We start from the raw sequence: 23053 nt of genomic DNA on the forward strand, positions 1-23053 counted from the left end.
AGCCAAGCTATAAAGCTTGGATGAAACTACTCGTGGCGCTATCAACGCAGGTGACGAGCTCGGGCTGCAACGTAGCCAAGCTATAAAGCTTGGATGAAACTCCCTCCCTAACCAAGCCCGTTGGGTAGCCGCTTTTCAAGATCCTCCGCGCGAACCCCTCTTTGGAGAGACTTGCCGCGCGCTACGATTATATCTCCCCGAAGTCGGTAAACCCCGTCCCCGAGGGCCTAACCCCGCCCGCGCGAACCCCCCGGGGTTTGGGCGCCCGCTTGGGATCCGCGAGGGACGGGCCGGGCCTCCATGTAGACCGGGTAAGGCGCCTCGCTCCTCTTGGGATGCCCTAGGCGGGGGGAGCGCCACAGGGCCACCTCCGGGGGCCAGGCCCTGGGGTCCTGAAGGGCCAATGGAGCCTGCAGGAGGAGGGCCTGGAGGGTCCGCAGGGAAACGGGATGGCCCGGGGCGGGAAGGAGGAGGCTGGGCCTGTCCTCGGGGTCGTGGATCCCCGCGGCCCTGACCCCGTCCGGAGCCGGGTACAGGAAAAAGAGGGGCACCGCTTCCCAGGCCAAGAGGGTGGCCACGGGGTGAATGCGCGTCTTCTCCGTGAAGTCAAGGCTGTTGGGCTCCCGCGCCCCTTCCGCCCACTGGCGGTACTGGCTAGGGTGCCAGCCCACCAGGCCGAACTCCACCGGGGACCTGCGCCGCGTAGCCCTGCCCCTCTGCCTGGCCCAGGTCCAAAGCGCCTCCCCGGGCCCGAGGAGGACCCCGGAAAAGAGCACCCGCCTCAACCCCTTGAGAAGGTGGACCCTCCGCGCCGCCTCCCAGTTTTCCCGCAGGGCCTTGGTGAGGCGTTGCTGCCCCTTGGAGGTGTCCAGGGGGCTCGGGAACACCCCGCCCCCGGGAAGGGGTAGAAGAAGGGCGGGCAGGAAGCGGCGGGCCCTGGGGTCGGCGGCGGCCAGGCGGCCCATCTCTTCCAGGGAGAGGTCTTCCAGCTTCTCCCGCCCAAGAAGCTCCTCTCCCAGGGGAGGCGTGCGGCGCAAGCGCCGGGCCAGGCGGCAAAGAAGCTCCCCCTCCCCCACCCCCAGAAGCCCGGGCACGGGGCGGCTAAAGGGGTCGCGGAAGACCAGGCGCACCTCTTTCATTCCCTCCTCCTCCACCAGGAGCCTGAGGGCGCCGTAGGCCGCCAGGGCGGCCACGGGGAAGCCCTCGAGGCCCAACCCCTCCAGCCAGACCACCCCCTTCACGCCTCACCCCCCGAGGCCAGGAAGTCCGCCAGGCGCAGGAGGGCCTCCCGGTAGGCCAAGCCCCAAGGGCCCATCTCCTCCAGGAGGCGGAGGAAGTTCTCCAGGTAGCCGCTTTCCAGCCGCTCCAACCCGTGGGCGCTTTCCCCGTGGGAGGGCCCGGGCCAAGAGGCCCAGGGGGCCTGGAGGGGCACGAGGAAGCCCGGAGCGTCGGGGGAGGGAGCGGGGAGGGGGCGCCCGCGCCCGTGGTGGGTGGCCACCAGGTGGGCTTCCAGGGGGTGGCTTCCCAGAAGGGGCCGGGCGGCCACGTGCTCGTGGCGCTGTCCCGGGGGGTAGCCCGCCAGCTCCCGCAGGCGCTCCAGTTCCTTGCGGGTGAGCCGGGTGCCGCTTTTGGCCAGGGGCATTAGGGCGGAGTCCACCCTTTCCCCCGCGCTCAAGCGAAGCCAGTGCTGCATACGGGGGTCCTGCTTGGCCAGATCGTGCCAGAGGGCGCCCCGGCGGAGGGGGGCGAAGGCCGCGGGATCCAGCCCGAGGCGCTCGGCGAAGCCCTCCACCGCCTCGGCCACCCGCAGGCTGTGGGCCTCCAGGGCTTCGGGCCTTCCGGGGCCGTAGAGGGGGTTCTCCGGGCGCAGGCGGAGGACGTAGCCCTCGTAGCCCGCCTCCTCCCCCCAGGGCCACACCTCAAAGGCCTCCTCCAGGAAGGCCCGGACCAGGGGGCGCCACTCCCCGCGGAAGTCCGGGAGGCGCTCCTCCAGAAAGCCCCGCACCTCCTCCCGGGCCTCCCTACGGTTCTCGGCCCCCTCGAGGCGTTTCTTGAGCTCTCGGAAAACCTCCCCGGCCCCTTCGGGGTCTTCCAGGGCCTGGGCCAAAACCGCCGGGTGGAGCCGGAGGAAGCGAGGCCTCTCCTCCCCCCACTCGGCCACGTCGGGGACGGGCTCCTGGGAGGCCGGGTCCCAGTGCCCCTCGGAAAGCCCCCCAAGCGCCGCGGGCACCAGGAGGGTGTCCCCCGGGCGCAGATAGGGGTCTTGGAAGGAGACCTCCGCCACCCTTTCCCCGTCGTAGCGGAAGGCCTTGCCGTTCTTCCTGCTCAAAGTCCTCTCCTTCCTCTTGCCGGGCCCTGGGGGCTCCTCCTCCTGGCCTTCCAGGTCGGCGAGGTCGGCGGCCGCTCCCTGGAGCCAGGCCCGCACCGCGTAAAGGGGCAGGCGCACCGCCTCCCTGGGTCCGGGGTGCGCGGCCTCGAGGTAGGCCTCCACCCCCTCCCGGGTGTCGGGGAGGTCGGCCCGCCACACCACCTCCACCTCGGGGGCGCTCCTCTCTAGGCCGTGGAGGAAGGGGTCCGGGTCCAGGGGGACCAGGGGGTCGGTGTGGGCCAGGGCGGGAAGAAGGGCCTCCCAGAGGGGCATGGAGGAGCGGGGGCGGCCGAAGGCCACGGGGTCGGGAGGGCGGCGCGTCGTGGCCTCCGCCCAGGCCTTAGGGGAGAGGTCCACGCCCGCTCTCGCCCCCAAAGAATCAAGCCACGCCCACGTGGCCTTAAGGGCCTCCGGAGTGTAGGGTCGCGCCTCCTTGGCCTCGGCCTTTTCCTCTCCCAGGACCACCACTTCGGCCTGCGCCCTCTGGCCCCGCCGGTTCACCCGCCCCAGGCGTTGCTGCAGGGCGGAAAGGTCGGAAAGCTCCGTGACCATCCCCGCAAAGTCCAGATCGGCCCCCACCTCCAAGGCCTGGGTGGCCACCACGTAGGCCACCTCTCCCCGGTCCAGGCGCTCCTGGAGCGCCCGCGTGCGGGCGAAGCGCAGGTCCCGCTCGTGGGGGCGCATGCGCCCGGTGAGGAGGAGCGCGTCCTGGCCCCCCTCGCGGAGGGCCTGGTAGACCTCGAGGGCCCGCCCCACCCGGTTCACCACCACGGCCACGGGGCCTTGGAGCTCCTGGCGAAGCCTGAGGGCCTGCTCCACCAGGTCCTTCACCCGCCTCTTGGGCGGGCTTTCCAAGAGCCTCACCCGCCGCGAGGCGGCGAGGACCCGGCCCAGGCGGGGGTGGTGGGCGTCGTCCTCCCCCAGGCGGAAGGCCTCCCCAAATCCGAGGCTTTCCGGGGTGGCGGTGAGGGCCACCGCACGCACGCCCGGGCGGCCCCAGGGGCCAGGACGCTCCGCCACCGCCTCCAGGGTGGCGAGGAAGGGGGCCTCCAGGTGGGCCTCGTCCAGGAGGTAGAGGGCGTCCACGCCGAAGAGGGCCCCCTCCACGGGCAAAAGCCCCCGGGAGACCCCGTACCCCCGGAAGAGAAGCCGGCTCCCCGCCATGTCTATGGTGGCCAGGATCGCCGCGGGCCGGGCCGGGTCCAGCAGGGTGGGCTTTGGCTTCGGTACCCCGCCCACCTCCAGGGGCTTCCCGCCCCCTAAGGCGGCGAGCCTGCGGGCGGCCCGGACGAGGGGGGTGGCCTCCCGGGGAGGCCGGGCCAGGGCCCCCTCCAGCTTCTCCAAGAGCCCCAGGGCCACCTCGTGGGCCTGGTCCACCACCAGGCGGCGGTTCACCACGTAGACCACCCGCCGGGGCGCCTTGGGGTCCAGGGCCATAGCGAAGACGGCCACCAGGAGGGCCGTGGTCTTCCCCGCCCCGGTGGGCACCGCCACCGCCTGGGGCCACCCCTGCCGGGCAACCTGCCGCAGGAGGGCCTCCTGCCAGGGGTAGGGCTCGTGCCCCGTGGCCTCGAGGAAGAAGCCGGGAAAGTCCTCCAGGGCGAGGGGGTTTTCGGCAAAGACCGCTTCAAGGCTCATCCTCTACCTCCAGGGGGGCGAAGAGCCCCAAGCCCAGGTACCGCCCCCGGCCCAGGAGGACGGGGCCGGAAACGGGCTCCGGGAAGAGGACCTCCGCGTGGGCCGCGTAGCCTTCCACCCCAGGGGGCAGGCGGAAGTGGCGGCTGAGGGGCACCCCCCGGAGCCGGGGGTAGGGCAGGACCCAGCCCTCCTCGGGCTCCGGTAGGCCCGCGACCCGGGCGGAGAAGCGAAAGGCCGCAAGGAAGTCCCCCCGCTTGGGGTATCGGTCAAAAACGAGGGGGGTGACGCTAGCGAAGCGCCGGGCGGGGCGCCGCCACCGCCTCTCCGCCAGGGCCCAGCGTCCGTCGGGGGGAAGGACGCGCACCGCCAGGCCCTCCAGGCGGACCTCCTGCAGCCGAAGGAGGGCCTCGAGGAGGGGGAGCTCCGCGGCCTCGTCCACCCCCTTTGGCAGGAGGACGGCCAGGCCCAGGACGCGGCCGTCCCCGTGGCGGTGGCCCACGTTGGGCAGGGGGACCAGGGCCAGGTGAGGGGCCTTGAGGGGTCCTCCTTCCTCCCCGTGGCCGGTGAGGGCCGGCGGCGCCCCCGGGGGCAGGAGGCTCAGGAGGGCCCTCCGGGCGGCGTGGGCGAGGAGGGGCGCCCACTCCAGGGGGAGGGAAGGTTCTATGGCCAGGACCCTCCAAGCCCCCCAGGGGGAAGGGGTCTTAGGGCTTGGGGGCCCGGGCTCACGGTAGGGCACCCAGCGGTGGGGGAGCTCCCGCACCCGGGCCTGGAAGCGCTCCTCCGTAAGGCGGAGGAAGCCCGGGGGGGCGATCCGCATGAAGAGGTCCCCCGCCCCTGGGGACGCCTCCTCGGGAACCAGGACCCGGGGCCCCAGGGCGGCCTCCTCCTGGTAAGCGGCACGGGGGTCCTCCACCAGCCGGGCGTCCACCCACACCAGGTTGCGGCTTGTCCCCAGGTAGGTGACCCTCCCCGCGAGGCGCTTCAGGGCGGAAAGGTGGGCCTCAGCCGGTCCCGAGGCCCCGTTCTCCAGGGGGTAGGCGTAGGTGAGGAGCCTGCCGGGGAGGGGGAGGGCGTGGTGCCGGAGGGGCTGCCCCTTCCGGTGGGCGGGCAACGCGGCCACGTCGTGGGGGGGCGCGTAGGCCACCCAGCTCCGCCAGTGCGCCTCGGGAACCTTAGGCACCAGGACCAAAGGGGGAGGCAGGGTCTCCAGCCACTCCAGGGCCTCCGTGGCCCAAGGGGGCTTCCCCTCCAGGGCCCACGACCGCACCAGGGCCGCCCGCAGGCGCACCTCGTGGGGAGGAAACTCCCGTCCCCGGGGGCCCTTGCCCCGGTGGGCCCCCACGGCGTAGCGCACGAAAAAGGCCAGGTACACCTATTCCTCCCTCTCCCGCTTGAGCTTGGCCCGCTCCGTTTTGCCCAGGAGGGCCTTTTGGTAAAGTTCGTTCAGGCTCTCGTTAGCCCGCAGAACGATGGGCTCCGTGGGCCAGCGCAGGTCCTCGGGAAGCCGTTTTAGGCGCTGGTCCAGTTCCTCCCTCAGGGGCTCCACCTCGAGGGCAAACACCTCCCCAGAGGGCAGCGCCTTCACCTTAAGCGGGGCCGCTTCCTCAGGTATCAGGTCGGCCCCCGAGCGCAGCCGGTACCCCTCCCGGTGCTGTAGGGCGAGACCCAGCAGGGCGAGGGCCAAAAGGACCTCCCGGGCCTCCTGGGGCAGGCGCAGGTTCCTGAAGCCCACCAGGGAGACCGCCCCCACCAGAACCGCTCCCCTAACCGCCACGTCAAGCGGGCTCACCGTGGGAGGAAGGCGACCCAGGCCCGCCTCCGAAAGCCGGCCCTTTTTTTTCTGTTCGGCCAAGGCTTTGGCGATGGCTTCGGGTAACTCGGTGAGGTTCCCGGGTAGGCTTAGAGGGTTCAACCTGGAGCTGGTGCGGTGGGCCGGCTTCGGGTCGAGGCCCAGAATCTCCAGGGCCACTAACCTCGGCCACTTAGGGGCCATCTCTGCGGGTATGTCGCCGTACGAGAGCCAGCCCCCGTAGACCAGGGTGAGGGGGGAATGGCGGAAAAGGGCCCGCTCCGCCGACTCCCCGCCCCTGGCAATTTCCTGGAAAAGGGGGGTCTGGTGGAAGGGCGTCCCGTTCCAATCGGTCTCGCGGAAGAGGGCGTCCAGGATCCGGCCTGGCGCCTCGTATTGGGACACCCGGCGGCCGTCAAAAAGCTCCACCTGAAGGTCGGGGAGGGGAACATGGCGGTAGAGAAGGGCCTCCTGGCGATTGGCCTGGCTCTCCACCGAGTCCAGCAACACGGTGCTCACCTCCTGGCCCTGCAGGTACCGGGTCTGGAGGAGAGGGGCTGTACTGCGGCCCTAAATTTGGACCACCTTACCCGTCAGTTTAAGTCAGGACTCCCACCCCCTTTCAACAGGCTCTCCGAAAAGGCCTCGGGCGTCATGTAATCCAAGGCCGAGTGAGGACGCTTACGGTTGTACACCTGGAAGACAAACCGCTCCACCGAGGTCCGTGCCTCTTGCAAGGTCCTATACTCCCGTAACGCCACCCACTCCTCTTTGATCGTCCGGATCAACCGCTCCGCGTGCCCGTTCTCCCAAGGCCTCCCCGTCCCCGCGTAACTGAGCCGCACCCCTAGCCCCAAAAGCCGCTCCACATACGCCCTGGAGGTGTACTGCACCCCCCGGTCCGAATGGTGCACCTCCGGACACCCCTCCCTCAAGGCCATCTCCAGCGCTCCCAGGGTCAGCCCCTGGGAAAGCCTGGGCCCCAGGGCCACCCCCAGCACCTTCCGGGTGTGGAGGTCCATCACCACCGCCAGGTAGGCCACCCCCTCCCCCAGGACCACGTAGCTCAGGTCCGCCACCCACACCTGGTGCGGGCGGGTCACCGCGAGTCCCGGCAGGAGGTTCTTCACCCCTTCCGGGAGAAGGCCCCCTGGGGAGGTGGTCCTGGGAGGGGGAGGCTTCCGAGCAAGAAGCAGACCCTCCTCCCGCATCAGGGAGCACACCCGCTTCTTTCCCACCTGGAAACCTTCCCCCCGCAGGAGGGCGGTGAGGCGCCGGTAGCCGTACCGGGGCCAGGCCTCCGCCAGGGCCCGCAGGCGTTCCCGGAGGGCCCTCTCCTCGGGAGGGGGGTCCTGGGGCCGGTAGTAGAGGGTGCTCCGGGGCACCCCGAGGACCCGGGAAAGCAGGCGGAGGGGGTAGGCTCCCTTGGTCACGGGCGTAGCCCGTACCTTGAGGGCCTTCACCAGCTCCCGCCTTTCCTTTGCCGGTAGAGCCCCGAGGCTTTTTTTAGGACCTCCACCTCCAGGGCCAGCTGGCCCGCCAGGCGCTCCAGCTCGCGGATACGGGCCTCCTGCTCCGCGCAGCCGGAGGTGAAGGCGGCGTGGGCGTTCTCCATGGTCAGCGAAGCTATCTTGTCTTCTCGTTGCCAGCGGTAAAGGAGGGACTCCGCCACCCCATAAGCCCGGCAGGCTTCGGCCACGGTCCTTTGACCGGACAGGATTTCCAAGACGATCTTTGCCTTTTCCTTTGCCGACCACTTGCGCATCTTGCTACCCCTTCAGACTACACCCCTTAGCCTCTCTCTTGGGGTGGTCCAAATTTGGGGCAGCACTTCATGGGGCAAAGCACGCAGGACGTCACACGGGAGGCAGGGTGAAAGTGTCTAAGTTCAGGGGGCTGGATCAGCTCACGAGGAGGACAGAATGAGAAGGTGCCTCCTGGACTTCCTGGTCCTCGCCCTCTTGGGGCTTGGCAGCCTCGTCATGCTCCTGCCCTTCCTCTGGATGCTCCTCACCTCCTTGAAACCCTTCCCCGAGCTCTTTGCGCTCCGCTTCCTCCCCCAGGAACCCACCTTGGACAACTACCGCCAGGTGCTGGAACAAACGGGCTTTCCCCGCTGGTTTCTCAATAGCCTCCTGGTGGCCTCGGCCACCACGGCCTCCGTGCTCTTCTTCGACAGCCTCGCCGGGTACACTCTGGCGCAGCTCCGCTTCCCCGGAAAGAACCTGGTTTTCCTCCTCATCCTCTCCACCCTCATGGTGCCCACGGAGATGCTGGTCATCCCCTGGTACGTGATGAGCGCAGAAAGGGGCTGGACCGACACCTACTGGGGCCTCCTCTTCCCCGGCCTCATGAGCGCCTTCGGGGTCTTCCTCCTGCGGCAGTTCTTCGAGACCCTACCCCAGGACCTCTTCGACGCCACCCGGATAGACGGGCTTTCCGAGTTCGGCGTCTTCCTCCGCGTGGGCCTGCCCCTGGTCCGCCCCGCCCTGGCCGCCTTGGGCATCTTCACCTTCCTTGAGAACTGGAACGCCTGAAGTGCTGCCCCAAATTTGGACCACCCCAAGAGAGAGGCTAAGGGGTGTAGTCTGAAGGGGTAGCAAGATGCGCAAGTGGTCGGCAAAGGAAAAGGCAAAGATCGTCTTGGAAATCCTGTCCGGTCAAAGGACCGTGGCCGAAGCCTGCCGGGCTTATGGGGTGGCGGAGTCCCTCCTTTACCGCTGGCAACGAGAAGACAAGATAGCTTCGCTGACCATGGAGAACGCCCACGCCGCCTTCACCTCCGGCTGCGCGGAGCAGGAGGCCCGTATCCGCGAGCTGGAGCGCCTGGCGGGCCAGCTGGCCCTGGAGGTGGAGGTCCTAAAAAAAGCCTCGGGGCTCTACCGGCAAAGGAAAGGCGGGAGCTGGTGAAGGCCCTCAAGGTACGGGCTACGCCCGTGACCAAGGGAGCCTACCCCCTCCGCCTGCTTTCCCGGGTCCTCGGGGTGCCCCGGAGCACCCTCTACTACCGGCCCCAGGACCCCCCTCCCGAGGAGAGGGCCCTCCGGGAACGCCTGCGGGCCCTGGCGGAGGCCTGGCCCCGGTACGGCTACCGGCGCCTCACCGCCCTCCTGCGGGGGGAAGGTTTCCAGGTGGGAAAGAAGCGGGTGTGCTCCCTGATGCGGGAGGAGGGTCTGCTTCTTGCTCGGAAGCCTCCCCCTCCCAGGACCACCTCCCCAGGGGGCCTTCTCCCGGAAGGGGTGAAGAACCTCCTGCCGGGACTCGCGGTGACCCGCCCGCACCAGGTGTGGGTGGCGGACCTGAGCTACGTGGTCCTGGGGGAGGGGGTGGCCTACCTGGCGGTGGTGATGGACCTCCACACCCGGAAGGTGCTGGGGGTGGCCCTGGGGCCCAGGCTTTCCCAGGGGCTGACCCTGGGAGCGCTGGAGATGGCCTTGAGGGAGGGGTGTCCGGAGGTGCACCATTCGGACCGGGGGGTGCAGTACACCTCCAGGGCGTATGTGGAGCGGCTTTTGGGGCTAGGGGTGCGGCTCAGTTACGCGGGGACGGGGAGGCCTTGGGAGAACGGGCACGCGGAGCGGTTGATCCGGACGATCAAAGAGGAGTGGGTGGCGTTACGGGAGTATAGGACCTTGCAAGAGGCACGGACCTCGGTGGAGCGGTTTGTCTTCCAGGTGTACAACCGTAAGCGTCCTCACTCGGCCTTGGATTACATGACGCCCGAGGCCTTTTCGGAGAGCCTGTTGAAAGGGGGTGGGAGTCCTGACTTAAACTGACGGGTAAGGTGGTCCAAATTTAGGGCCGCAGTACAGCCTTCCTCTGGCCCCTCATCGTGGTCCAGAGGTCGGAGATGCGCACCGTCCCCGTGGGGGTGGCCCTCTTCTCGGGGGAGGCGGGCACGGCCTGGAACCTGATCATGGCCGCCTCGAGCCTCGCGGTCCTCCCCGTGCTTCTGGTGTTCCTCTTCGCCCAGCGCCAGATCGTGGAGGGCGCCGTGCTCACGGGGGTGAAGGGATGAGGCCGCCCCGCGGGCCACGTCGGGACGCCCCGAGGAGGGCGCAGGGCACGCCGCCCATCCCCCTTGGGCCCAATGGTGTACCGAAGCCCCTTTTGGCGGGCAGGGAAGCCCGGACCCAAGGATCGGCGAGGCACCCTGGCCTGAGGGTTTGTTAAGTGAGGCTTAAGACTCCCCCACTATCCTTGAAGGTGAGCCTATGGAAACCCTCCACACCCTCTACCTAGCGCTCGTCGTCACAGGCTCTCTCTTACTCGTGGCCTACCTGCTCATCGGAGCGGACGAGGTCTTTTGGGACCTGTACTACTGGCTCACCTCGGCCCGGAGGTGGTGGCGGGCCCGGCGCTACCCCCGCCTCTCCCTTGACTGGCTCGAGGCCAGGGAGTAACAGGCCATGGCCATCCTGATCCCGGCGTGGCAGGAGGCCTCGGTCATCGCCAAGACCCTCAGGCAGCTCTGCCAGACGGTGCGTTACCGCAACTACGAGGTCTTCGTGGGAACTTACCCCAACGACCCCGCAACGCAGCGGGAGGTGGACCTGGTGGCGGCGGACTTTCCCCAGGTGCATAAGGTGGTTGGGCCGGACCCTGGGCCCACCACCAAGGCCCACAACCTCAACGCCCTGGTGCGCGCCCTCCGGGAGCACGAAGGGCGGACCGGAAAGCGGTTTGAGATCATCGTTATCCACGACGCCGAAGACGTGGTCCATCCCCTTTCCCTGTTGCTTTTCAACTACCTGATCCCCCGGCTGGACATGGTGCAGCTCCCGGTATTCCCCGCGCCCGTTTCCCTTTGGAACTTCACCCACTGGACCTACGCCGACGAGTTCGCCGAGCGCCACACCAAGGAGCTCTTGGCCCGGGAGCGCGCCTAGGGCTTCGTCCCTTCCGCCGGAGTAGGAACGGGATTCAGCCGCCGGGCCCTGGACCTCCTTGCGCTCCGGGGCAAGGGGGAGGTCTTCTCCATGGAGAGCTTCACGGAGGACTACCTCATCGGGCTAAGGTTGCGGTTGGAGGGTTTCAAAACCGCATTTGTCACGCAATCCCTTCCCCTTTGGGATCCCCAGGAGAAGCATCCTAGGCTCTGGCGCTGGATCGCTACCCAGGCCCTCTTCCCCAGGTCCCTCCCCCAGGCCATCCGGCAGAAAGCCCGCTGGATCCTCGGCATTCGCTCTCCAGTCCTGGGCGGCTCTGGGCTGGCCGGGACCTTGGAGCGTGCGCTGGAACCTCCTGCATGACCGCAAGGTGCTCTTGAGCGCCCTCTTGGGCTTCCTTGGGTATGGCTGGGTGGCCTGGGCCCTCTACTACGAGGGGTTGCGGCGGGATCAAGCCTCCGCTCTGCCCCCCTGGCGGCCCCGGGCTCGCCCCTGTGGGGCCTCATCCTAGGCGCCACGGGTCTTCTGATCTGGAGGCTCTTCCACCGGGGGCTGGCCGTGGGGCGCATCTACGGGCTGTGGCCCGCCCTTACCTCCGTGCCCCGCGCCTTCTGGGCGAACGTGGTCAACTTCTTGGCGGTCTACCTGGCCCTGAAGCAGTTCCTCCGCTACAGGCGGCGGGGGCAGCTGGCCTAGGACAAAACCGCCCACGAGTTCCCCGAAGCGTGGATCGGGACTTCTCAAGGGCTTCTAGAGAAAGCCGCCAAGGTTGAACCCCCAGCGCTGCTCGCCCTCGAGGACGAGGCCGAGGGGGCTTCCCTGGAAAAAGACCTGCGCTCCTCGGACCCCAAGGTCCGCCAGGAAGCCCTCCGGCGGATCCCCAGAGGGCTTGGGGAACACCTGCTCCCCGTCGTGGGGGAGCGTTTGAAGGACGAGGACTGGCGTGTCCGGGCCGAGGCCTGCAGGGTTCTCGGCTTTTTCCGCCTTCCTCAAGCCGCGTCCTGGCTGGAAGAAGCGGCTCACGACCCCTCCTACGTGGTCCGGGCCAACGCCATCAAGACCCTCACCAAGCTGGGGGTAGCTGGGGAGGCCGCGCTTCTCCGCCTCCTCTGCGGCTCCGACCGGTACGCCCGGGAGGCCGCCCTGGCCGCCCTGGAGCAGGGAGGCTTCCTGGAGAAAAACCTTTCCCGGCTACGGAGCGCAGCCCCTGAGGAGCGGGCCAGGGCCCAAGCCTTCTTTAAAACCGTGGAGCGCTGTGGACCTTCGCAGCTGGCCCGGGAACTCCTGGCACGGGAGGGTGTAGAAGGCGTGAGGGTCCTGGAAACTCCCCAAGACCAAGACTAGGCCGGAGTGAGACCCTGTGGCGTGGGCGTGTCCTAAGCCGGGACCAGGAACCCACCCCCACCAGGGCAAGCGCCGTCTGCGGTCAAGCTTCTCTACTGGACTTATGCGGCGCCTGCTGTTGCCGATAGCAAAGGGCTCAGATCCAGCCTCAGCCTGCCCGCGATGAGTTTCCGTCGGCGCTGGTAGAAGCTCAACCCCAACCCCTCCCGCTGCCGCTCTATCCGCCCGTAGGCCACCAGCCCCAAAGCCCAATGCGCCAGCAGCGCCGCGTACCAGGCGTCAAAGAGCACCCTCTCCGGGCGAAAGCCCGCCTCCTCGGCCCACTCCAGCAGAGCCAGGGCCGGGTCCCGCTTGCTCTCCTTCCCGAACTAGGGCAGGAAGGCCAGGGGGAGGCGCCGCTTCCCGTCCGTCCAGGCCAAGACCACCCGGAAAAGCCCGAAGACCCAGGCTCCCGTGGCGGTGTCTCCGGTCTTCTTGGTCAGCGAGGCTATCTTGAGGCCCAGCTTCCCCGAGGGGTAGCGCTGGATGAGGACGCCCTCCAGGATGAGGTAGCTGTGGAACCTATGGCCTTGCAGAGCTCCAGGGAGAGCTCAAAGAAGAGGACCAAGGGTTGGTTGAGGGTGCGGTAGAGGGTGTCGTGGATTCCCTAGCAGGGAAGCAGCTTCATCGGGCCTCCCTAGTCACCGGCTGCTCTCCTGTAGGGAAACATCTTGAGGCCCATCCTTTGGGGACCATAAGCAGGGCGTAAGTCCGGTATAGAGGACAGCTTGGGTTAATCTGTGGGCGTGCACATGCGCGCAGGCGAATTGACCTTCACTGGCCCCCATACCTTCTTTAAGGCCCCCTACCTTCCCCTCGAGGCCACCTGGGAAGCCGACGTGGCCCTCTTGGGCCTACCCTACGACTTCGCCGTGGGCTTTCGGCCAGGCGCCCGCTTCGCCCCGAGCGCCATCCGGGAGGCCAGCGCCCGCTACGCCTTCCATCCAGAGGAGGGCCTTTTCGACCCCGAGCGGGGTCCGCGCCTCCGCGGGGTCCGGGTGGTGGACGCCGGGGACGTGGACCCGGCCCAGCTGGAGTACCAGGAAAGCTTTCGCCGCATCACCGAGGCGGCCCAGGTTCTCCGGAACAGGGTTCGCCTCCCCGTCTTCGTGGGGGGCGACCACTCCGTCACCCTGCCGGTCCTGCGCGCCTACGCGGGCGAACCCCTCTACGTCGTCCAGTTGGACGCCCACTTAGACTTCAGCGACCAGCGCCACGGAACCCGCTACTCCAACTCCAGCCCCTTCCGCAGGGCGGTGGAGGAACTCCCGGGCCTCCAGGGGATCACCTGCATCGGCCTCCGCGGCCTTCGCGTGAGCCCCGAGGCTTACCGGGCGGCCAAGGAGCGGGGCCACGTCCTGGTGTCGGCCCAGGAGGTCCGCCGGAACGTGGAGGCGGTAAAACCGCTTTTGCCCCAGGGCCAACGGGTCTACGTGAGCGTAGACGTGGACGTGCTCGACCCCGCCCTGCTCCCTGGGACCAGTAGCCCCGAGGTGGAGGGGTTGAGCTACGGCGAGACCCTGGCCCTCCTGGAAGGGGTGGTAGAGCGGAACGAGCTTATCGGTGTGGACCTGGTCGAGCTGGCCCCCAACCTGGACCCCACCGGCCTTTCCTCCTTGGTGGCCGCCCGCCTTCTGGCCGAGGTCCTCGCCCTCTGGTGGGCCAGGGCCTCAGGCTAAGGGGCCCACCGCTGCCTCTACCCGGGCTAGGAGGTCGCCGCTGAAAAGCAGGGCGTGGACCCTGGCGTGGTCCGGGGCTAGGAAGCGGTCTTCCGTGAGGGGTGGGATTGCTTCCCGCAGGGCCTGGCGGGCCGCCTCCACCCCCCTTCCCGCCCGGAGGGGTCGGTGGTACTCCAAGGCTTCCAGGGCTACCCGGACCTCTATGGCCAGCACGTGGCGCAGGTTCTCCATGACCATGCGGGCGTGGCGGGTAGCCGTGGTGCCCATGGAAACGTGGTCCTCCTGATTGGCGCTGGTGGGGATGGAGTCCACGCTGGCCGGGTGGGCCAGCACCTTGTTTTCGGAGACCAGGCTGGCCGCGGTGTACTGGCTGATCATGAGGCCAGAGTGGAGCCCTCCCTGGGCCGCCAGGAAGGCGGGCAGGCCGGAGAAGGCCGGGTCCAACATCTTCTCCGTCCGCCGCTCGCTGATGCTGGCCAGCTCCGCCAGGGCTATCTTGGCGTAGTCCATGGCCAGGGCCACAGGCTGCCCGTGGAAGTTGCCCGCGGAGAGCACCAGGTCCTCCTCCGGGAAGAGGAGGGGGTTGTCCGTTACGGCGTTGGCCTCCCGGAGCAGCACCTCCAAGGCGTGCTCCAGCGCATCGCGGCTAGCACCGTGGACTTGCGGGGGGGCGCGGAAGCTGTAGGGGTCTTGGACCTTAGGGCAGTTCTCGTGGGAGCGCATGATCTCGCTGCCCTGGCAAAGCTTTAGCACGTTCTCCCCCACGCGCGCCGCTCCAGGGTGGGGGCGCAGGCGGAACACCTGGGGAAAGAAGGGCCGCAGCGAGCCCTTGATGGCCTCTAGGCTCATGGCTAGGGCCACGTCCGCCACCTTGACCGCGCTCAAGGCATCGGTCAGGGTCAGGAGCCCAAGGGCGGTCATGGCCTGGGTGCCGTTGATGAGGGCCAGCCCCTCTTTGGCCTCCAGCCCGATGGGAGAGAGCCCTGCTCGGCGCAAAGCTTCCCCGCCAGGGAGGACCTCCCCGGCGTACTCGGCGAACCCCTCCCCGAGGAGGGGAAGGGCCAGGTGGGCCAGGGGCGCCAGGTCCCCGCTGGCCCCCACCGAGCCCTGGGCAGGAACCACAGGGTGAACCCCCCGGTTCAGCATCTCCAGGAGGAGCTCCACCACCTCGGGGCGCACCCCGCTGTGTCCCAGGGCCAGGCTCTGGGCCCGCAGGAGAAGCATGGCCCGGACCACGTCCTGGGGCAGATTTTCCCCGACCCCCATGGCGTGGGAGAGGAGGAGGTTACGCTGCAAGGACCGGGCCTCTGAGGGGGGGATCCGCACCTGGGCCAGGCGGCCGAAGCCCGTGGTGACGCCGTAGACCCTCCGCCCCTCCTGCAGGAGGCGCTCCACGTAGGCCCGACACCGCTCCAGCCGCTCCCGCGCCTCTTGGGCCAGCCCCACGGTCCGTCCGTCCCGGGCCACGGCCAGGATGCTCTCCAGGTTCAAGGGCTCGCCCACTAGACCCATACCCGCTCCCCTCCGATGTAGACGGCGAGGGGCGGATGCTCGCCGAAGCGGTAGATGGGATCCAGGGGCGGCGCCTCTAGGGCCACGAAATCGGCCATGGCCCCGGGCTCGAGCCTTCCCAGCTCCGGACAGCCCAGGGCCAGGGCCGCGTGAGCGGTGTGGGCTACCAAGGCCTCTTCCGCACCCAACCCTACCACGTGCACCGCCAGGGCCATGGTGAGCCAGGGGTTGAGGAGGGGACTCGTCCCCGGGTTGTGGTCGCTGGCCAGCGCCACCCTCACCCCGGCCTGGCGCAGAAGAGCGGCTTGGGGAAGGGGTTTTTTCAGGGAGAGCGCAGCCCCGGGCAGGAGGACCGCCACCACCCCCGCCTCTGCCAAGGAGGAGAGATCCTCCAGCGTGGCCATCTCCAGGTGGTCTGCGGAAAGCGCCCGTAGGCGTGCGGCCAGCTGGGAGGCCCCGGTCCGGGCGATCTGTTCCGCGTGGAGCCTCACCCCGAGGCCGCGGCCCCTAGCGCTGGTCAAAAGGACCTCTGCCTCCTCCACGGTGAAGGCTCCCTGGTCGCAGAACACATCGGCCATGAGGGCCAGGTGCTCCCGGGCCACCTGGGGTAGAACCTCCTCCACCAGCGCCCGCACATAGGCCTTCCGCGCCCACCCTCGGGGCACCGCGTGGGCCAGCAGGGTGGCGAAGACCCGCTGCGGCACCCTCTCCTTTAGCCGGCGGATGAGCCGGAGGAGCCGCAGCTCCGCCTCGGGCTCCAGCCCGTAGCCGCTCTTGATCTCCAGGGAGGTTACCCCGTGGGCCAAGAGGCTCCTGGCCCGCGCCTGGGCCGAGGACAAGAGCGCCTCATCTTCGGCTTGAACCGTGGCCCGGACGGTCTCGTAGATGCCTCCCCCGGCCTGGAGGATGGCCTCGTAGGGCTCGCCCCGCGAACGGCGCAGGAACTCCTCGTAGCGGTCGCCCGCGTAGATCAGGTGGGTGTGGGGGTCCACCAAGCCCGGGACCACGCTGGCTCCGGCGAGGTCCTCCTGGGGCCAGGAGGCGAAGGCCTCGGGAAGCTCGCCCTCCGGCCCCACCCACGCCACCCGCCCCTCCCGCACGGCCAGGGCCGCCTCCCGGTAGCGGGCGAAGGGGGAAAGAAGCTCGCGGATGCCCCGGAACACCTTCACGGCTCTTCCCAACCGCAGAGGTCTACCCTGCGCTCCCTGGCGATCCGCTTGGCCTTCTCGTAGCCGGCATGGGCGTGGCGCATGATCCCGGTTCCGGGGTCGTTGGTGAGGACCCGTTCCAAGCGGAAGGCGGCCTCCTCGCTACCGTCGGCCACCACCACTTGGCCTGCGTGCAGGCTGTAGCCCATGCCCACCCCTCCCCCGTGGTGGAAGCTCACCCACCCGGCCCCAGAAACGGCATTGAGGGCGAAGTTGAGAAGGGGCCAGTCCGCGATGGCATCCGATCCGTCCAGCATGGCCTCGGTTTCGCGGAAGGGGCTGGCCACGCTCCCGGCGTCCAGGTGATCCCGGCCGATGACAATGGGGGCCTTGAGCTCCCCCTTCCGCACCATCTCGTTGAACCGGAGCCCCGCCCTATCCCGTTCTCCGTAGCCCAGCCAGCAGATGCGGGCCGGGAGCCCCTGGAAACGGAACCGCTTAACCCCTTCCGTGAGCCACCGCTTCAGGCCCTCGTCCTCCGGAAACAGCTCCAGTACGGCCCGGTCGGTCCGGTAGATGTCCTCGGGATCGCCGGAAAGGGCCACCCAGCGGAAAGGCCCCTTGCCCTCGCAGAATAGATCCCGAATAAAGGCAGGGACAAAGCCCGGATAGCTGAAGGCATCGGCGAAGCCGCCCAACTTGGCCATCGCCCTCAGGTTGTTGCCGTAATCGAAGGCCACCGCACCCCGGCGCTGCATCTCCACGATGGCCTGGCAGTGGCGGGCCATGGCCTCGAGGGCCCGGGCCTTGTACCCCTCGGGATCCTTCTGCCGCAGCTCCCCGGGGTCCTCGTCGGGCTTCAGGGGCGGGACGTACCCGTAGAGGGGGTCGTGGGCCGAGGTCTGGTCTGTGACCAAGTCGGGGGTGAAGCCCAGGCGGACCATCTCCGGCAGCACCTCGGCAGCGTTTCCCAAAAGGCCGATGGAAAGGGCTCTGCCCTGCCTCCGTGCCTCCTCCGCCCAACGGAGGGCTTCCTCAAGGCTGGCCGTCCAGGTGTCCAGGTACCCCGTGTCCAGGCGGCGGCGGATCCGCTCGGGGTCCACCTCCACGACCAGGGCCACGCCCTCGTTCAGGGTCACGGCCAAAGGCTGGGCTCCGCCCATCCCTCCCAGACCAGCGGTCACGGTCACGGTACCGCGCAGGCTACCGCCAAAGTGCTTTCGGGCTGCCGCCAGAAAGGTCTCGTACGTGCCTTGCAGGATGCCCTGGGTGCCGATGTAGATCCAGCTTCCCGCCGTCATCTGGCCGTACATGAGGAGGCCCTGCCTCTCCAGCTCGTCGAAGACCTCCCACGTGGCCCAGCGCGGGACCAAGTTAGAGTTGGCGATGATCACCCGTGGAGCCAGCTCGTGGGTGCGAAAAACCCCCACGGCCCGACCCGACTGGACCAGAAGGGTTTCGTCGTTCTCCAAGCGGTCCAAGACGCGAACGATGCGATCGAAATCCTCCCAGCTCCGGGCCGCCTTTCCCCGCCCCCCGTACACGATGAGCTCCTCGGGCTTCTCGGCGACCTCGGGATCCAGGTTGTTCATCAACATCCGCTTGGCCGCTTCCTGAATCCAGCCCTTAGCCGTACGGTCACTGCCTCTCGGCGCGCGCACCAACCGACTCATACGTCTTCCCTACCCTCCTATGTACGCTTCCAAAACCCGCGGATGCCGCCTCAGCTCCACCGCAGGCCCCTGGAGGGCCACCCGGCCCAGCTCCAGGACATAGCCGCGTTGGGCGTACACCAGTGCCTTGCGGGCGTTCTGCTCCACCATGAGGATGCCCATCCCCTCCCGGTGGAGCTGGGCCAGGGTGGCGAAGACCTGGACCACCATTTTGGGCATCAGCCCCCAGGAGGGCTCGTCCACGAGCAGCAGTATCGGCCGGGACAACAGCGCCCTGCCCAAGGCCAGAAGCTGTTGCTCCCCTCCGGAAAGGGTGCCCGCCAGCTGCCGCCGCCGCTCGGCCAGCAGGGGAAGGATGGCGTAGACCCGGTCCAGCCCTTCCCGGAGGGCCTGCCTGCCCAGGCGGTAACCGCCCAGCCGGAGGTTCTCCTCCACCGTGAGGTCGGCGAAGATGCCGCGCCCCTCGGGCACATAGCCGATACCTAGGGCGCTCCGGTGCCAGGGGGGAAGGCGATCCAGGCGCATCCCCTGCCAGAGGATCTTCCCCGAGGTTTGCGCCAGGCCCATGACCCCTCGCAGGAGGGAGGTCTTCCCCGCCCCGTTGGCGCCGATCACCGCCACCCACTCCCCAGGAGCCACCTGAAGGTCCACGCCGGCCACGGCTTGGACCACTCCGTAGCGCACGGAAACGCCCTCAAGCTGGAGCATCCTCTTCCCCCAAATACACCTGGATCACCCGGGGATCCGAGCGCACGGCGTCGGGCCCGCCCTGGGCGATGATCGTACCCCGGTCCAGCACCAGGGCCCGGTCGCAGACCGGCAGGGCCAGGTGCACGTGGTGTTCCACCAAGACCACGGCGATGCGTCCCCTTAGGGCGGTCACCACCCCCAGCACCTCCTCCGCTTCCTTGAAGGTAAGGCCCGCCAGCGGCTCGTCCAAGAGCAGAACCTTGGGCTCCAGGGCTAGGGCCCGGGCCACCTCCAGCCGCTTCAAAACCCCTAGCGGCACCTGGGACACGTTCCTATGGGCGAAGTCTGCGATCCCCACCTGCTCCAGCAGGGCCAGGGCCTTGGCCTGCCGCTCCGGGGTCGCCAGCCTGCCGAGGGGCAGGAGCCTGCGGAAGCTGTCCCTGGCCAAGGCCACCAGGACGTTCTCCAAGGCGGTCAAGGAGCGGAAGGGCTGGACGATCTGGAAGGTCCTGGCGAGGCCCAGCTGAGCGCGCCGGTAGGTGGGCAGGTGGGTGACCTCACGCCCCTCCAGGTAGACCTGGCCTTCCGAGGGAGGGATGGCCCCCGCCAGGAGGTTGAAGAGGGTGGTCTTGCCCGCGCCGTTCGGGCCGAAAAGGCCCAAGACCTCCCCTTGGCGGACCTGGATGTCCACCCGGTGTACCGCGACGAGCCCCCCGAACCTCCGGGTCAGGCCACGTCCTTCGAGCACGGTCACGAGACCCTCCCCAAGATCCCCTGGGGGCGGTAGCGCATGACCAAGGCCAGGAGGAGGCCATAAAGGACGGCCTGGTAGTCGTGAACGAAAGCGAAGGCTTGGGCGAAGCCCCCAAGGAGGAAGGCGCCGAGAATGGGTCCCCAAAGACCCCCCATTCCGCCGACCACCAGCATGGCGATCAGCGTTACGGAAAGCGGAAACCCGAAGTCCTCGGGCCGCAGGGTACCGATGTAAGCCGCGTAGAACACGCCAGCCACCCCGGCCAGGGCGGTGGACAAGGCGAACGCCACCAGCTTGAACCGGGCCACGCTGAGGCCCAGCGCTTCGGCCGCCGCCTCCGAGTCGCGCAAGACCACGAGGGCGTAGCCGCTTTCCGAGTTTCGGACCCGTTCGTGTATGAAGACGGCGAGACCGAAGGTGGCCAGAAGGGCCAGCACGTAGGTGCTTGGCGCCAGGCCTCGCGGGATGCCGCTTAAGCCGTAGGCTCCACCGAAGTAGGGGGTGTAGAGGAGGGCCGCCACCACGGCGAAGTTGAAGCCGATGGTGTCAATGGCCAAGTAGTCCCCCCGCAGGCGGAGGCTGACCGCTCCCAGCACCAGGCCCAGGGCCGTGGCGGCCGCCGCACCGGCCGCAAGGGCTACGGGAAAGGGGGCCCCCGCCTTCAGCAGGGTGCCCCCCACATAGGCCCCGATCCCGAAGAAGGCCGCGTGCCCCAGGTTGACCTGACCGGCGAGCCCGACCACCAGGTTGAGGGAAAGGGTCAGGAGGGCATAGATCAGCAGGAGCTGGAGGATGGTCGCCACGTACATGCCCGCACCTCCCTTACCGCCGTGCCCGGCTGAAGAGCCCTTGGGGCCGAAAGAGGAGCACCAGGATCAGGGCTACAAAGGCTACGCCCTCCGGAGGAAAGCGGTGGCCCAGGTAGGCCACCGCCAGCGACTCCAAAAGGCCCAGGAGAAGGGCGGCAGCCACCGTGCCCCAGAGATTCCCCAGCCCACCTAGGACCACGATGGCCAGGCCCTTGTAGGCCAGCACGGCCCCCATAGTGGGGTAGACCTGGTTGTAGTAGGCGCCCACCAGCACCCCTGCCAAGCCCGCCAGGAGCGAGGCGGCTAAAAAGGCCAAGCGGCTCATCAGGGGAAGGTCCACGCCCAAGGCGGCCGCGGTCGGGGCGTCCTGGGCCATGGCCCGCCAGCCCAGGCCCAAGCGGGTCTGCTCCACGAGGAAGTAGACCCCGAGCAGGAGGACCGCCGTTGCCCCCACCACGACCAGCTGGGGTGCGGTGAGCATGCCGACCACGGGGGCGGGCGCCAAGGCGGGAAGGCTTTGCTGGTAGGGCCCGAAGAGGATGCGCAGGAGATCGCCCACGGCCAGGAAAAGGCCTATGGAGCCGATGAGGGCCACGTGGGGGGGGCGGGACAGGAGGGGCCGGTAGAACCACGTCTCCAGAAAGAGGCCGAAGAGGGCCGCCACCACGGCGCCCGCACCGAGGGCCAGCCCGAAGCTCCCCGTCTTTTGGAAGGCCCACCACCCCGCGTAGGCCCCGACCGCGTAAACCCCCGCATGGGCCACGTGGAGCACCTGGAGAAGACCGTAGACCAGCGTGAGCCCCAGGGCCGTTAGCGCATAGATAGAGCCCACCGCCAGCCCATCGCCCAAGAGAGCCGTCAGCGTGAAAAGGTCCAAGATACCCCCTTAGGGTTTCAGGAGGGCCAGGTCGGTTACGTTGAGGAAGCGGCCGAACTGGCCGTTTTTGACCACCTGGACGGTGGCCGACTTGACGGGGTCGCCCTGGCTGGTGAAGAAGAAGATCTTGCCCACGGCGGTCTCAAGGTTGATAAGCCCCAGGAGCCCGCGACGGAGGGCCGGCCCGTCCAGGCCTCCGGCTCGCTGTACCGCCTGGGCCATCACCTTCAAAGCCGCGTACCCAGAGGCCCCTACCATGTCCGCGGGGAGGCCCGTCCGCTCCTGGTACTTGCGAAGAAAGCCCCGGACCTCGGGGCTCTGGCTGTCCCGGTCCAGGGTGGTGGTGATGTACACCCCTTCGGCTGCCGGGCCTGCCAGCTCGATGAACTTGGGCGAGTCGTAGCCCTCCTGCCCGATGATCGGGATGTCCAGCCCGAGGGACCTGGCCTGGCACACCAGGTTGGCGGCCTCGGCGTAGTAACCGCTGGCGTAGAGGGCCTGGGCACCGCTGGCCTTGAGCCGGGCAAGAAGAGGGGAGAAGTTCTGGTTCCCGGGGGGGTACACCTCGCTGAAGACCACCTCGAGGCCCAGCTTGGCCGCCTGGTCCCTAAACCCCTGCTCCAGGGAGCGGCCGAAGTCGTTCTAGATGCTCAGGACGGCCACCTGCTTGGCCCCCAGGCGATGGGCCAGAAACGCCCCCACGCGTCCCTGAACGGGCCCGAGCAGGCCCATGCGAAAGGCGTAAGGTTTCCCGTGGGTGATGTCGGGATGCACCGCGTAAGCCGCGATGAAGGGCACCTGGGCCTCGTTGGCCACCGGGCTCGCGGCCAGGCTCGCTCCGCTGTAGGACCCGCCGATGATAAAGGCCACCTTGTCCAGCTCGATCAGCCGCCGAACAAAGTTCACCGCCAGGCGGGGGTCGGCCTGATCGTCGTAGACCACCAACTCGATCTTGCGCCCGAGAAGGCCCCCGGAGGCGTTGATCTCCTCGGCGGCAATCTGAATCCCCGAGAGGACGCTCTTCCCGTCCGCCGCCGCCGGACCCGAGAGGGGCGCGAGCACCCCCACCTTGATCCCCTGGGCCAACGCCGCGCCCAAAAGCCAGAACAGCACGAACCCAACTCGCCTCATTCCTGCACCTCCCTTTGGGGGGAAAAGACGTCCTCAAAGTAGTACCGGTCCCCCCTCATCCGGTACTCAACCCAGGTAACGGGTGTGTCGAAGGTGAAGGTCACCCGTTCCAGCCGAAAGCCGGGGGTTCGGTTGGGAACGCCCAGAAGCCGGGCCACCCGGCCCCTGAGGGAGGTGGCCTCGAGGCGCTGCCAGACTTGCGTAAGGGGCAGGTTAAGGTTGCGAACGAGAATCTCGTGGATGGACTCCGCCTCGAGATCGTGCTCGAGGATGCTACTGCAAAGGTCCGTCCGCAGGTAGCGGACCTCCAGTATCACGGGGTCATCGTTAAGGAAGCGGAGCCGCTCGATGCGGATGGTGTCCGAGGTGCCCAGCCGTTGCTGCACAGTGGCCGGAGGCTTGGCCGGCCCAGCCGCTAGGAGGCGCGTGGAGGGTCGGGCCCCCACGCTCTCTGCGAAACGGTAGAAAGGGCGGACGCGGAAAAACCCCTGTCCAAAACGCAACTCCGCCAGGCGGCCACGGCGGCCCCTGCCCCGCTCCAACCAGCCCTCCGCGGCCAACTCCTCCAAAGCCCTACGGGCGGTCATGCGGCTAACGGAGAAGCGCCGGGCGAGGGCCTCTTCCGAAGGGACCTCGCCGTTGAGCTTGCCCGCTCTGATCTCCCTAAGCAATGCCTCCTTGACCTCCACGTACTTGTGCGCCATGACCCGTTT

The 23053-nt window shown here is 68.5% G+C and carries 21 protein-coding genes and 3 pseudogenes; 8 read left to right on the forward strand and 16 right to left on the reverse strand.

Annotated features, from left to right (window positions below):
• Positions 1 to 227: 227 nt before the first annotated feature.
• The 5 genes from ACY5J6_RS00345 to ACY5J6_RS00365 all read right to left on the reverse strand — a co-directional run bounded on the left by ACY5J6_RS00345 (position 228) and on the right by ACY5J6_RS00365 (position 7560).
• Positions 228 to 1241 carry a hypothetical protein gene (locus tag ACY5J6_RS00345; protein WP_462845464.1) on the reverse strand — a complete coding sequence of 338 codons (1014 nt, stop codon included), beginning with the start codon at positions 1239 to 1241 and terminating at the stop codon, positions 228 to 230.
• The gene (gene cas3g / locus ACY5J6_RS00350) at positions 1238 to 4006 is read right to left on the reverse strand and encodes a type I-G CRISPR-associated helicase/endonuclease Cas3g (protein WP_462845465.1); all 2769 of its coding nucleotides are present in this window, start codon (positions 4004 to 4006) and stop codon (positions 1238 to 1240) included. Before cas3g ends, ACY5J6_RS00345 begins: the two co-directional genes overlap by 4 nt.
• Positions 3996 to 5378 (reverse strand): type I-G CRISPR-associated protein Csb2, encoded by a 1383-nt coding sequence (gene csb2 / locus ACY5J6_RS00355; protein ID WP_462845466.1) that lies wholly within the window; start codon positions 5376 to 5378, stop codon positions 3996 to 3998. Before csb2 ends, cas3g begins: the two co-directional genes overlap by 11 nt.
• The gene (locus ACY5J6_RS00360; protein WP_462845467.1) at positions 5379 to 6314 is read right to left on the reverse strand and encodes a type I-G CRISPR-associated protein Cas7; all 936 of its coding nucleotides are present in this window, start codon (positions 6312 to 6314) and stop codon (positions 5379 to 5381) included.
• A gap of 74 nt (positions 6315 to 6388) precedes the next feature.
• A protein-coding gene (locus ACY5J6_RS00365; protein ID WP_462845468.1) for an IS3 family transposase occupies positions 6389 to 7560 on the reverse strand; the annotation gives its coding sequence in 2 pieces (ribosomal slippage) (positions 6389 to 7305 and positions 7305 to 7560; 1173 coding nt in all).
• Between the two features lie 157 nt (positions 7561 to 7717).
• On the opposite strand from ACY5J6_RS00365, the gene ACY5J6_RS00370 reads away from it, so the two are divergent.
• The 6 genes and pseudogenes from ACY5J6_RS00370 (at position 7718) to ACY5J6_RS00395 (ending at position 11380) form a co-directional block, all read left to right on the forward strand.
• Positions 7718 to 8332 carry a carbohydrate ABC transporter permease gene (locus ACY5J6_RS00370; protein ID WP_462845469.1) on the forward strand — a complete coding sequence of 205 codons (615 nt, stop codon included), beginning with the start codon at positions 7718 to 7720 and terminating at the stop codon, positions 8330 to 8332.
• Between the two features lie 67 nt (positions 8333 to 8399).
• A protein-coding gene (locus ACY5J6_RS00375) for an IS3 family transposase (protein ID WP_462845468.1) occupies positions 8400 to 9571 on the forward strand; the annotation gives its coding sequence in 2 pieces (ribosomal slippage) (positions 8400 to 8655 and positions 8655 to 9571; 1173 coding nt in all).
• Between the two features lie 74 nt (positions 9572 to 9645).
• Entirely contained in the window at positions 9646 to 9813 is a 168-nt protein-coding gene (locus ACY5J6_RS00380) for a hypothetical protein (RefSeq protein WP_462845470.1), read from the forward strand.
• 196 nt (positions 9814 to 10009) lie between these two features.
• Positions 10010 to 10198, forward strand: coding sequence for a hypothetical protein (locus tag ACY5J6_RS00385; protein ID WP_462845471.1), 189 nt, complete (start codon positions 10010 to 10012; stop codon positions 10196 to 10198).
• A 6-nt stretch (positions 10199 to 10204) separates the two neighbouring features.
• Positions 10205 to 11047, forward strand: a pseudogene (locus ACY5J6_RS00390) (glycosyltransferase).
• 195 nt (positions 11048 to 11242) lie between these two features.
• Positions 11243 to 11380, forward strand: a complete 138-nt coding sequence (locus tag ACY5J6_RS00395) for a hypothetical protein (RefSeq protein WP_462845472.1) — start codon at positions 11243 to 11245, stop codon at positions 11378 to 11380.
• Positions 11381 to 11434: 54 nt separating this feature from the next.
• Here ACY5J6_RS00395 and ACY5J6_RS00400 read toward each other — a convergent pair whose 3' ends face one another.
• Positions 11435 to 11584, reverse strand: coding sequence for a hypothetical protein (locus ACY5J6_RS00400; protein WP_462845473.1), 150 nt, complete (start codon positions 11582 to 11584; stop codon positions 11435 to 11437).
• Between ACY5J6_RS00400 and ACY5J6_RS00405 the strand changes: the two genes are divergently transcribed.
• A complete protein-coding gene (locus ACY5J6_RS00405; RefSeq protein WP_462846542.1) occupies positions 11561 to 12028 on the forward strand; it encodes a HEAT repeat domain-containing protein in 468 nt (155 codons plus the stop codon). The genes ACY5J6_RS00400 and ACY5J6_RS00405 overlap by 24 nt on opposite strands.
• Positions 12029 to 12129: 101 nt before the next feature.
• Here the strand turns inward: ACY5J6_RS00405 and ACY5J6_RS00410 are convergent.
• Positions 12130 to 12668, reverse strand: a pseudogene (locus ACY5J6_RS00410) (IS701 family transposase); the annotation flags it as partial.
• A gap of 151 nt (positions 12669 to 12819) precedes the next feature.
• Between ACY5J6_RS00410 and speB the strand changes: the two are divergent.
• The gene (gene speB / locus ACY5J6_RS00415) at positions 12820 to 13746 is read left to right on the forward strand and encodes an agmatinase (RefSeq protein WP_462845474.1); all 927 of its coding nucleotides are present in this window, start codon (positions 12820 to 12822) and stop codon (positions 13744 to 13746) included.
• Here speB and hutH read toward each other — a convergent pair.
• From hutH to ACY5J6_RS00460, 9 genes and pseudogenes are all read right to left on the reverse strand, one after another.
• Positions 13738 to 15258 (reverse strand): histidine ammonia-lyase, encoded by a 1521-nt coding sequence (gene hutH, locus ACY5J6_RS00420; RefSeq protein WP_462845475.1) that lies wholly within the window; start codon positions 15256 to 15258, stop codon positions 13738 to 13740. The genes speB and hutH overlap by 9 nt on opposite strands.
• Positions 15249 to 16427: an imidazolonepropionase gene (gene hutI, locus ACY5J6_RS00425; RefSeq protein WP_462845476.1), complete on the reverse strand. Its 1179-nt coding sequence runs from the start codon at positions 16425 to 16427 to the stop codon at positions 15249 to 15251. The genes hutH and hutI overlap by 10 nt, the downstream gene beginning before the upstream one ends.
• Complete coding sequence (gene hutU, locus ACY5J6_RS00430; protein WP_462845477.1) at positions 16424 to 18079, reverse strand: urocanate hydratase; 1656 nt, start codon at positions 18077 to 18079, stop codon at positions 16424 to 16426. The genes hutI and hutU overlap by 4 nt, the downstream gene beginning before the upstream one ends.
• A gap of 9 nt (positions 18080 to 18088) precedes the next feature.
• Entirely contained in the window at positions 18089 to 18787 is a 699-nt protein-coding gene (locus tag ACY5J6_RS00435) for an ABC transporter ATP-binding protein (protein ID WP_462845478.1), read from the reverse strand.
• Entirely contained in the window at positions 18774 to 19523 is a 750-nt protein-coding gene (locus tag ACY5J6_RS00440; protein ID WP_462845479.1) for an ABC transporter ATP-binding protein, read from the reverse strand. The genes ACY5J6_RS00435 and ACY5J6_RS00440 overlap by 14 nt, the downstream gene beginning before the upstream one ends.
• Entirely contained in the window at positions 19520 to 20332 is an 813-nt protein-coding gene (locus ACY5J6_RS00445) for a branched-chain amino acid ABC transporter permease (protein ID WP_462845480.1), read from the reverse strand. Before ACY5J6_RS00445 ends, ACY5J6_RS00440 begins: the two co-directional genes overlap by 4 nt.
• Positions 20333 to 20345: 13 nt before the next feature.
• A complete protein-coding gene (locus ACY5J6_RS00450) occupies positions 20346 to 21209 on the reverse strand; it encodes a branched-chain amino acid ABC transporter permease (RefSeq protein WP_462845481.1) in 864 nt (287 codons plus the stop codon).
• A 9-nt stretch (positions 21210 to 21218) separates the two neighbouring features.
• Positions 21219 to 22340: pseudogene (locus ACY5J6_RS00455) on the reverse strand (ABC transporter substrate-binding protein).
• Positions 22337 to 23044, reverse strand: a complete 708-nt coding sequence (locus ACY5J6_RS00460) for a GntR family transcriptional regulator (protein WP_462845482.1) — start codon at positions 23042 to 23044, stop codon at positions 22337 to 22339. Before ACY5J6_RS00460 ends, ACY5J6_RS00455 begins: the two are co-directional and overlap by 4 nt.
• Positions 23045 to 23053: the final 9 nt, after the last annotated feature.

Source organism: Thermus sp. H19.2, assembly GCF_054979525.1.

What these genes read in the sequence shown, in the direction of transcription:
- ACY5J6_RS00380 (WP_462845470.1), top strand. Translation starts at nt 9,646, where the DNA reads ATGCGCACCGTCCCCGTGGGGGTGGCCCTCTTCTCGGGGGAGGCGGGC.
- hutH (WP_462845475.1), bottom strand. Translation starts at nt 15,258, where the DNA reads ATGGGTCTAGTGGGCGAGCCCTTGAACCTGGAGAGCATCCTGGCCGTG.
- cas3g (WP_462845465.1), bottom strand. Translation starts at nt 4,006, where the DNA reads ATGAGCCTTGAAGCGGTCTTTGCCGAAAACCCCCTCGCCCTGGAGGAC.
- hutU (WP_462845477.1), bottom strand. Translation starts at nt 18,079, where the DNA reads ATGAGTCGGTTGGTGCGCGCGCCGAGAGGCAGTGACCGTACGGCTAAG.
- ACY5J6_RS00460 (WP_462845482.1), bottom strand. Translation starts at nt 23,044, where the DNA reads ATGGCGCACAAGTACGTGGAGGTCAAGGAGGCATTGCTTAGGGAGATC.
- ACY5J6_RS00385 (WP_462845471.1), top strand. Translation starts at nt 10,010, where the DNA reads ATGGAAACCCTCCACACCCTCTACCTAGCGCTCGTCGTCACAGGCTCT.
- ACY5J6_RS00370 (WP_462845469.1), top strand. Translation starts at nt 7,718, where the DNA reads ATGAGAAGGTGCCTCCTGGACTTCCTGGTCCTCGCCCTCTTGGGGCTT.
- ACY5J6_RS00445 (WP_462845480.1), bottom strand. Translation starts at nt 20,332, where the DNA reads ATGTACGTGGCGACCATCCTCCAGCTCCTGCTGATCTATGCCCTCCTG.
- speB (WP_462845474.1), top strand. Translation starts at nt 12,820, where the DNA reads ATGCGCGCAGGCGAATTGACCTTCACTGGCCCCCATACCTTCTTTAAG.
- ACY5J6_RS00435 (WP_462845478.1), bottom strand. Translation starts at nt 18,787, where the DNA reads ATGCTCCAGCTTGAGGGCGTTTCCGTGCGCTACGGAGTGGTCCAAGCC.